At 66.2% G+C, this 8,703-nt stretch carries 10 protein-coding genes and 1 pseudogene; 2 read left to right on the top strand and 9 right to left on the bottom strand.

Translation table 11 applies throughout. The annotated features are described in order from the left end of the window. The coding region (locus JOY90_RS06860; protein WP_291690392.1) for an MFS transporter at positions 1-1,054 on the bottom strand (1,054 nt) is incomplete at its 3' end. A 140-nt stretch (positions 1,055-1,194) separates the two neighbouring features. Here JOY90_RS06860 and JOY90_RS06855 point away from each other — a divergent pair. Next, the gene (locus JOY90_RS06855) at positions 1,195-2,454 is read left to right on the top strand and encodes a hypothetical protein (protein ID WP_291690391.1); all 1,260 of its coding nucleotides are present in this window, start codon (positions 1,195-1,197) and stop codon (positions 2,452-2,454) included. 87 nt (positions 2,455-2,541) lie between these two features. Next, positions 2,542-3,435 (top strand): phytanoyl-CoA dioxygenase family protein, encoded by an 894-nt coding sequence (locus JOY90_RS06850; RefSeq protein WP_291690390.1) that lies wholly within the window; start codon positions 2,542-2,544, stop codon positions 3,433-3,435. A gap of 25 nt (positions 3,436-3,460) precedes the next feature. On the opposite strand, the gene JOY90_RS06845 is transcribed toward JOY90_RS06850, so the two are convergent. The 8 genes and pseudogenes from JOY90_RS06845 to JOY90_RS06810 all read right to left on the bottom strand — a co-directional run. Then, a complete protein-coding gene (locus tag JOY90_RS06845; protein WP_291690389.1) occupies positions 3,461-3,622 on the bottom strand; it encodes a hypothetical protein in 162 nt (53 codons plus the stop codon). Positions 3,623-3,691: 69 nt separating this feature from the next. After that, the gene (locus JOY90_RS06840) at positions 3,692-4,741 is read right to left on the bottom strand and encodes an MBL fold metallo-hydrolase (RefSeq protein WP_291690394.1); all 1,050 of its coding nucleotides are present in this window, start codon (positions 4,739-4,741) and stop codon (positions 3,692-3,694) included. Positions 4,742-4,800: 59 nt separating this feature from the next. Further along, the gene (gene soxB / locus JOY90_RS06835) at positions 4,801-6,549 is read right to left on the bottom strand and encodes a thiosulfohydrolase SoxB (RefSeq protein WP_291690388.1); all 1,749 of its coding nucleotides are present in this window, start codon (positions 6,547-6,549) and stop codon (positions 4,801-4,803) included. Between the two features lie 30 nt (positions 6,550-6,579). Continuing rightward, on the bottom strand, positions 6,580-6,903 hold the full coding sequence (locus JOY90_RS06830) for a hypothetical protein (RefSeq protein WP_291690387.1): 324 nt from the start codon (positions 6,901-6,903) through the stop codon (positions 6,580-6,582). Then, positions 6,900-7,742 (bottom strand): sulfur oxidation c-type cytochrome SoxA, encoded by an 843-nt coding sequence (gene soxA, locus JOY90_RS06825; RefSeq protein ID WP_291690393.1) that lies wholly within the window; start codon positions 7,740-7,742, stop codon positions 6,900-6,902. Before soxA ends, JOY90_RS06830 begins: the two co-directional genes overlap by 4 nt. A 10-nt stretch (positions 7,743-7,752) precedes the next feature. Then, complete coding sequence (gene soxZ / locus JOY90_RS06820) at positions 7,753-8,064, bottom strand: thiosulfate oxidation carrier complex protein SoxZ (protein WP_291690386.1); 312 nt, start codon at positions 8,062-8,064, stop codon at positions 7,753-7,755. A 19-nt stretch (positions 8,065-8,083) separates the two neighbouring features. After that, complete coding sequence (gene soxY, locus JOY90_RS06815; protein WP_291690385.1) at positions 8,084-8,557, bottom strand: thiosulfate oxidation carrier protein SoxY; 474 nt, start codon at positions 8,555-8,557, stop codon at positions 8,084-8,086. Between the two features lie 28 nt (positions 8,558-8,585). Beyond that, positions 8,586-8,703: pseudogene (locus tag JOY90_RS06810) on the bottom strand (sulfur oxidation c-type cytochrome SoxX); the annotation flags it as partial.

Below are 8,703 nucleotides of genomic sequence, written 5' to 3'. Positions count from 1 at the left end.
CGATGCCGAAGGCGCGGCCGGCGGCGCCGGCAGGCGCCGCATTGCGCACCAGCATGTCGCGGGAGGGGGCGATCACCCCGCCAAGGAAGCCCGCAGCCGTCATCGCGACGGTGAGCAGCACGTTGGGCAGCGCGATGGTCGCGATCGCGAGCACGATCGCGGTGTTGATCGCGAAGCAGGCGGCGGCGACCTGACCGTGGCGCTCGGTGTGGTCGGCGAGAAAGCCGCCCGCCAGCACGCCTGCGGCGCTGGCGCCGAGGAAGGCGGTCAGCGCGAGGTTGGCCGTCGAGTAGGGGGTGCCATAGCCGCTCATCAGCGCCACCACGCCGAAACTGCTGATGCCGCCGGCGGAAAGGCCGAGCAGCATGAAGAAGATCGTGAGCACGATCAGCGCCGGCGTGATTACGCTGGACTTCGCGGGCCTGGCGCTCCCGCCGCGCTCATGCTTCGCGCCGGCATCGGGCACGCCGGCGACCAGCAGCAACAGCGCGACGGCTATGCCGATGGCGCCCGACACGACCAGCGCGCCGAGGCCGCCGATGGTCGTCACCAATGCGGCGACGATCGCGGGCGCCACCGCGCCGCCGAGGAAACCGGCAAAGGTGTGAATGCCGAAGGCGCGGCCCATCCGGGCCTCGTCCATGTGCGCCGCCAGGATCGCATAGTCCGCCGGATGGTAGACGCTGTTGGCGAGCCCGAGCAGCACGGCGGCTGTCATCAGCGAGGAATAGCTCAGATGCAGGCCGAGCAGCATCAGCGCCACGCCGCCGAGAGCCAGCCCGAGCAGCAGGATTCGCCGCGCGCCAAAATGGTCGACCAGATAGCCGATCGGCGCCTGGGTCAGGCCGGAGACCACGCCGAGCACGGTGAGCGGCAGGCCCAGCTCGATATAGCCGACCCCGAGCTGAGCCTTGAGAAAGGGAAACAGCATCGGCAGCACCAGCAGGTGGAAATGGCTGACCCAGTGTGCCGTCGAGATCAGGCCGAGCGTGCGCAGCGACTGATCGGTCGCGGCGTGTGTCGTTTGCTGCGGTGCGGCGAGAATATCGGCCATGAGCGATGCGGATTCCGTATTGCAAGAGCCGGCAAATTATCGGTTCGGCCGGTTATTTGTCCATGAATGCCACTGCATGGCAGCCACCGTCGCGAAGGCAATGACACGAGGATATGTTCGAGCGCGTCCATGATTCAGTCATGATCCAGGCTCCGAAATCGCTCCGCGTGCTGCTGCCCGAGGGTTCCAGCACCTCGGCCCGCGAGGCGATCACGATCCTCGGGCTCTCGGGCCACCACGTCGAAATCTGCGATCCCAACTCTTGGGCGCTCGGGCGGTTCTCCCGCTTCGTGCGGCGCTTCCACCGCTGCCCGCCGCTGCGCGACGACCCCGCCGGCTATCTCGCCTTCATCGAGAAGCTGCTTGCCGAACGACGTTTCGACGTGCTGCTGCCGACCCACGAGCAGGGATTTTTGTTCGCGCGCGCCGAAGCGCGGCTGCTCCAACATGCCGGTGTGGCGCTGCCGGATTTCACCAATTATCGTACCGCCCACAGCAAGGCTGGATTCTCCCGTCTGCTCGACCAGCTCGGCCTGCCGCAGCCGCCGACACGGATCGTGCAGGGCGAAGAGGCGTTGCGCCGCGTGCTGCGCTTTCCGGCCGTGGTCAAGACGTCGGTCGGCACTGCGAGCCGCGGCGTCTGGTTCGTACGCGATGAGCGTGAGCTCGAGAACGCGGTACGAGACCTAAGCGCGAGCGGCGCCTTTGCCGGCGAGATGCTGGTGCAGGCCCTCGTCGCCGGCACCACCGAGAAGGCGCAGTCGGTGTTTTGTCGCGGCCGCCTCGTTGGCTTCCATGCCTATCGGCAGGTCGCAGGCGGTATCGGCGGCGGCGAGGCGATCAAACAGGGCGTGGCGCGGCCGCCGGTGCGCGAGATGCTTTCCGCAATCGGTGAGAAGCTCGTCTGGCACGGCGCGTTGTCGGTCGACTACCTGATGACGGCCGACGACGCGCCGCCGCTCCTGATCGACTGCAATCCACGCCTGGTCGAGCCGATGAACGCGTATCTTTCCGGTGTCGATCTCGTCGGCCTGCTGCTGCGGATTTCGCTCGGCGAGACGCCGGCGGTGCTGGCGGAAGGCCGCAGCGGCGTGCGGACGCATCTTTCGATGCAGGCGCTGTTGGGGCTCGCCGCACGCGGCGGTACGCGGCGCGATCTGCTCCGGGAAGGCTGGCGGCTGTGGTGCGCGCGCGAACCTTATGCCGATGGCGCCGAGGAGATGACGCCGCTGCGCCTCGACTGGATGAGCGTCGTGCCGCTGTTCCTGACAGCGAGCCTGTTGCTGGCTGCACCGCGTGCGGCACTTCGCCTCGCGCGTGGCGGTTTCGGCGCGCATCTGCTCGGCCTGGAGAGCATCAAGGAGATCGAAGGCGAGGCGTTTGGGCGCGCGGAGCCGTGATCGCAGCGACAACCACGCCTGGACTCCCGGGCCATTTTCAACTCAATATGGGAGAGCAGTGACCGGCATCCCGCGAGGGCCTCAGCCATGACTCAGTCGGCGTCCCCTGATCTGCTTCTGCAGGCTTCGCCCTGGCTGCAAGGGCGCGCCTTCGAGGACTGGCGTGACGAATTCGACGCCCGCGGTTTCCTGATCTTCGAACGCGTGCTGACGCCCGAGAAGGTCGTGGCGATCCGTGCCGCACTTGCGCCCTATCTCGAACGCGACCTGAAGGGCCGCAACGATTTCGAGGGGCTGAGCACCAACCGTGTCTATGGGCTCCTGGCAAAATCGCCCGTGTTCGCCGAGCTCGTGATCCATCCGCTCGTGCTTGCCTTCGTCGAAGCCGAGCTCGGGCCAAGCTGCCTGCTGTCGTCCTGCCTCGCCATCAACCTGCATCCGGGCGAGACCGTGCAGCCCTGGCACACCGATGACGGTGGCGCGCGGATGCCACGCCCGCGGCCGGCGCTGGGCGTCAGCACCTTCTGGGCCATCGACGATACCACCGAGACCAATGGCAGTACCGAGATCATTCCGGGCAGCCATCTGTGGGACGAGCGCCGGATCGAGGGCGCGACGACGCCGGCCGACTTCAGCATGAGATCGGCGCTCGACCAGGATCATGATCCCGGCCATCGCGTGGACGCGATGAAGCTTGCGATGCCGTCGGGCTCGCTCGCGATCACGAAGGGCACGCTCTGGCATCGCGGCGGCAGCAACCGTTCCGATCGGCCGCGCCTGATCATCACGCCGCAATATTGTGCGGGATGGGTACGGCAGCTCGAGAACATGTGTCTCGCCATCCCGCCCGAGGCGGCGGAGACTCTTCCCGAGCGGGCGCGCGAACTGATCGGCTATTCGATCCATCCGCCGTTCATGGGGCATGTCGACGGCGTGCACCCGAAACGGTTGCTGCGGGCCGAGGCAGCATCATCGCGCTGAGGCGACCGGCGCTTCGAGGGGCCAACTACAACGGCTCGTCATCGGCGCCCGTGCTGTCGCGCTTGGGAGTTGCGATGTCGCCGTCCTCGTGGTCCTCGTCTTCCATTTGGTGCGGCGGCGGCAGTGGCGTTTTCGATTCGTCGCCGGCTTGTCTCGGCGGCTCCTTCTTCCTGCCGAAATGACCCATGTGGTTTCCTCTCGAACGGAAGCGTTGAACTGACACTATCTGCGAATGTCGCGCTTGCGCCCGCTGCGGTCAAGCCGCCTGGCCGTGGAGCACCGGACCGCCCGCCTTTTTCCACGCGTCGATCCCGCCGGCGATATGGGCGGTGTTGGCGAGGCCCAGCTCCTTTGCCGCCTTCACCGCCATCGCCGAGCGCTCGCCGAAGGCGCAGAAGAACACGATGCGTCGGCCGGTGGCGGCGGCGACCTCGCGCAGCATGCCGCCGGGCTTCAGGCTCTCCTCGATTCCGGGATAGGGCGCGTGCAGCGCGCCCGCCAGCGTGCCGTGCTTGGCGCGCTCGCTCGTCTCACGCAGATCGACCAGCAGGATCTCGGGCCGGCCGAGCCGTTCGATCGCCTGGCACGGGCTCAGCGCCAGTCCCTGCTTCTCGAGCTCGTCCTGATGCAGGCCGACATGCATGTTGGCAGGCACCGCGACGTCCATCATCTTCGGGTTGGGCAGTTTCAGATTGGCCATCAGCTCGACATATTCGTCGACCGAGCGCACCTGCAGCCGCGGATTGTAGCGCTTCTCCTCACCGATGGTGGAGACGGTGTCGCCCTTGTAGTCGTGGGCGGGAAACACCAGCATCTCCTCCGGCAGCTTCAGGAGGTGATTGAAGATCGACTCATATTGCGCCCGCGCGCTGCCGTTCTGGAAGTCGGTGCGGCCGGTGCCGCGGATCAGGAGCGTGTCGCCGGTGAAGACGCGGTCGCCCATCACGTAGCTGTAGGAATCGTCGGTGTGGCCGGGCGTGTAGATCACGTCGAGCGACAGGCCCTCGATCGTTACCTTGTCGCCGTCGGCGACCCGCATCGACACCACGTCGGCCCTGCTCTGCTCGCCCATGATGGTGATGCAATGGGTGCGGTCGCGCAACTCGCCGAGGCCGGTGACGTGATCGGCATGCAGATGGGTGTCGACGGCCTTGACCAGCTTGAGGTCGAGCTCGCGCAGCAACTGGCAATAGTGCTCGGCCTTCTCCAGCACGGGATCGAGGATCAGGGCCTCGCCGCCATGGCGGCTCGCCAGCAGATAGGTGTAGGTGCCCGAAACGCTGTCGAAGAGCTGGCGGAATATCATGCTGATCATGCCTCAAATCATGGTCGATTATACCACGATATGGGCGTGTGGAGTAGTTTTCATCCCTGATTGGATATTCCAGGATTGCCGTCGACCCCGCGCAGGGCGACCGCGCCGCCGCCCGGCGTGATGGTGTTGCCGGCGCGAAGGTAGCTCGCCAGCACGTCCCAGGCCGGTACGCCGTCCTGCGCATTGACCGAGGCCCATCCGGCGACCTTGTAGCTCTTGCCGGCCTCGAGCGGCTGCTCGTTGCCGAGTCTGAGATCGGCGATGCGGTGGCCGGCGGTTTCGGCCGGCGCGCAGACATAGGACAGGCCGCCGACACGGACCATGTCGCCGCCCTGCTGATAGTAGGGATCGGCGTTGAACAGATTGTCGCAGATGTCCTCCAGAATGTCCTTGATCTGGGCGCCGGTCATGCTCTGCACATAGGTTTCCGGATAGGTGATGGCGGTCTCCGCCAGCAGATCCTCCTTGGTCAGCGGCTGGCCCGCGAGCGCGGTGTTGCCCCAGCGGAAGCCCGGCGACAGCGCGATCTCGGCGTCGAGCTCGTGGCGCAGTGCGTCGCAGATCAACTGGTCCATCGGGCCGGAGAAGTTGCCGCGGCGGTAGAGCAGCCGGTCGGCGGTTGCGATCCGGTCGGTCCAGGCCTTGGAATGCGCGCTATGCACGCGGTCGATCAGCGCCTGCATCTCCGCGTCCGGCCGCAGCAGCTCCGAATACACCGGCAGCAGGTGATAGCGGAAATCCTTGACCTTGCCCTTGACGAGATCGAGATCGAGCACGCCTAGGAATTTCCCGTTCGAGCCGGCGTTGGTGACGAGCGTCGTGCCGCCGGCGTTTTTCACCGCGACCGGCTGCGGCACCGCGTCATGGGTGTGGCCGCCGAGGATGACGTCGATGCCGCTGACGCGGCTCGCGAGCTTGAGATCGACATCCATGCCGTTGTGGGAGAGCAGCAGCACCGCGTCGGCCTTGTCCTTCTCACGCAGGCTGTTGACGAGGCTCTGCAGCTCCGCCTCGCGAATGCCGAAGGTCCAGTCCGGCGTGAAGCGTTTCGGATGCGCCACCGGCACGTAGGGAAAGGCCTGCCCGATCACGGCGACGAGCCAGCCGCCGAGCTCCTTGGTCAGCGCGGGCTTGAACACGCGGCCCGAGGCCGGATCGAACGCCTTGGCGTCGTTGAATGCGGCCTCCTCGGTGAGGAACACGTTCTGCGCCAGGAACTCGCCCTTGAAGCGTGCAAGATTGGCGCGCAGCGCCGCCTCGCCATAGGTGAACTCCCAATGGCCGGTCATCGCCTCGATACCGAGCAGGTTGGCCGCCTCCACCATGTCGGCGCCCTGCATGGCGTTGGCGTGCCCGGTGCCCTGCCAGAGATCGCCGCCATCGACGAGCAGCGAATTCTTGTCACCGGCGTCGTCGCGCAGGTGATCGATCAGCGTCTTCAGATGCGCGAAGCCTCCGAGCTTGCCGAAGCGCAGCGCGGACTTCTCGAAATTGAGGGAGGTAAAAGCATAGGCTTCGGCCGAGTCCTCGCTGACGCCGAAGCGATCCAGGAACGCCTTGCCGACCAGATGCGGCGGCTGGCCCGCCATGGTGCCGATCCCGATATTGACGCTTGGCTCGCGGAAAAAGACCGGCCTGAGCTGCGCATGCGTGTCGGTCAGATGCAGGATGCGTGCGTCGCCGAAAGTTCCGAGATCGTAGAGGCTGGGGCTGTCGGCGCCGCGCGCGCGCCGCGCCGAGCCGGCCGACAGCGCCAGCGCGCCCGACCATTTCAGGAAATCCCGGCGAGGAATCCTCATCGCGAAAGCTCCGCGCCCCGGCAAACCCTATCAGCGAATCTCGAGGTCCTTCCAGCGCTCTTTCTCGCTGGTGGCCTGGAACATCGAGGCCCTGGCCAGCGCCTCGGCCTCCTTGGCAGAGGCGACCGCCGCATCGAAGTCGCCGGCTGAAGCCGCCTTCTTCGCCGCCGCGAGCGCGGCTTCCGTCGTGGTCCACTGGTTGCGCAGAGCGCCCGCTTCCTTCTCCGCCTTCTCGGCCGCGACAAAGGCCGCCTTGAAATCGGCTTCCGAGTCGGCGCGCGTGGGCAGGGCGCCCGCGGTCAGCAGCGTCACGGCGAGGAGCGTTCTCATCGACAGCCTCGTGGACGCGCTCATGGCCTTGCTCCTGGGCCCGAGACCGGCAGGCCGTTGGAGACATAGGACAGGTAATATTCGAGGTCGCGGTATTCCTCGGCTTGCGGCTCCAGCGGCACGCCGCGGATCTGGCTGTTGCAGGTGGTGAAGCGGCGGCTGGTGGTGCCCATGCCGCTCCATTCCGAGCGGTAGATCGGCATCGCGTTCAGGATGCCGAGCGCAGGCGCCAGCACCTCGGCTCTGATCCGCTCGCCGGGGCTCTGCACATGACAGCTCGCGCAGGAGAAGTTGAGCTGGCCGCGCCGCGTGTAGAAATACTGCTTGCCGGTCTCGAACGCGGCGCGCGCGCGGGGGTCGTCGGGCAGCTTGATGTCCATCGCCTTGCCGCGGGAGGTGAAGGCCATGTAGGCGGTGAGCGAGGCCATCTCATCCTTGACATAGGACAGCGGCGCCTCGCCATTGGCCTCGCGGCAGTTGTTGAGCGCGAGCTCGAGCGTGACGACCTTGCCTGCCGTCGCGTCGAACATCGGATAGGTCTGGCGCACGCCGATGCCGCGATTGTCAAAACAGTCGGCGTAGGTCTTGCCGTTCTTGAACGGCTGCGAAAACATCTCCTTGCCGGCGTCGAGCGCGAACTGGTAGGGCGGAAATTCCTCCTTCTCCTCCCACTGCCTGCGCATGTCCTCGTTCATCGAATAGGGACCATTGACGAAATCGTCGAGCTTCACCTGCGGGAATTTTTTCACGAAGAATTCGCGGAACGCTTTTGCCTCGGCCGCAGGATCGGCCGCGTCGGCGGCCTGTGTGGACGGCGCTGCTGTGAGCAGCGCCAGCAATGCGAGTAGCCCGGCCGCGCGCATCATCGCCGTCCTACCCGATCCTGGCCGTGGTGCTGTCGCTTGCACCCTTGTTGTCGGTCCAGCCGATCTTGAGCTCGTCGCCCTTGGCCGCGCCCTTGAACGAGAATTTCAGATAGGGGTCCTTGGCTACCGCCGGGCCCCAATCGGCGAGGAACACCGTCTTGCCGCCATGCTCGAAGCTGAGCTGCTGGATGAAATGCGCCGGGATCAGTTGGCCCTGCGCGTCCTTGACGAGGCCGGTGTCCATCGGATGCTGGATCAGCGCCTGCACTTCCGTGGTGCCGCCGTTGGCGGTGGCGCGCACGCGGATGCTCGATGCCATGTCTGTCGTCCTTGTTATCTCAGCCGCCGCAGCCGCCGACCGTGACCTTGACTTCCTTGCTGGCGCTGTAGAGCTTGCCGCCGGATTCCACGATCGCGGTGACGTTGCAGGTCTTCGCCATCTTCAGCCGGTTGGCGACCGCCGGCACGGTGCCTTCCGGAATCCGGTAGGAGGCGGCGAGCGCGTTCGGGTTTTCGCTGACGAAGAACGAGATCGAGGTGACGTCGGAAAGCGACGTCGTCACCGCGACCGGCACCACCGCGCCGTTCTCGGCGATCTCCGGCGCGTCGAGCTTGACTTTGTCGGACCCCTCATGCGGCCGGCCATAGAGCGCCTTGATCGCATCGGTGTCGCTCTTCTGCTTGAACGCGTCCTCCGGATACGGGTCGTTGGCGGCCGCCAGCGCCGGCGCGAAGCCGATCAGCGCCACCGAGCCGATGCCTTGCAGCACGAGGCGCCGTGTCGCCAACGATCGGCCGGAAAGAAACGTCATTGCGCGGGTCTCCTCGAAAAGCACGCCATCACAAGGTCTGCAGGAAATCCACCACCGCACTGATCTCCGATTCCGTCAGGATGCGGTTGCGGCCGAACGGCGGCATCACCGTCTGCGGATTGCGCCTGGTCTCATCGGTCAGGATC

The organism is Bradyrhizobium sp. (assembly GCF_019242285.1).
Classification (GTDB): Bacteria; Pseudomonadota; Alphaproteobacteria; order Rhizobiales; family Xanthobacteraceae; genus Bradyrhizobium.
This window is presented reverse-complemented; position numbering and strand designations above follow the sequence as displayed.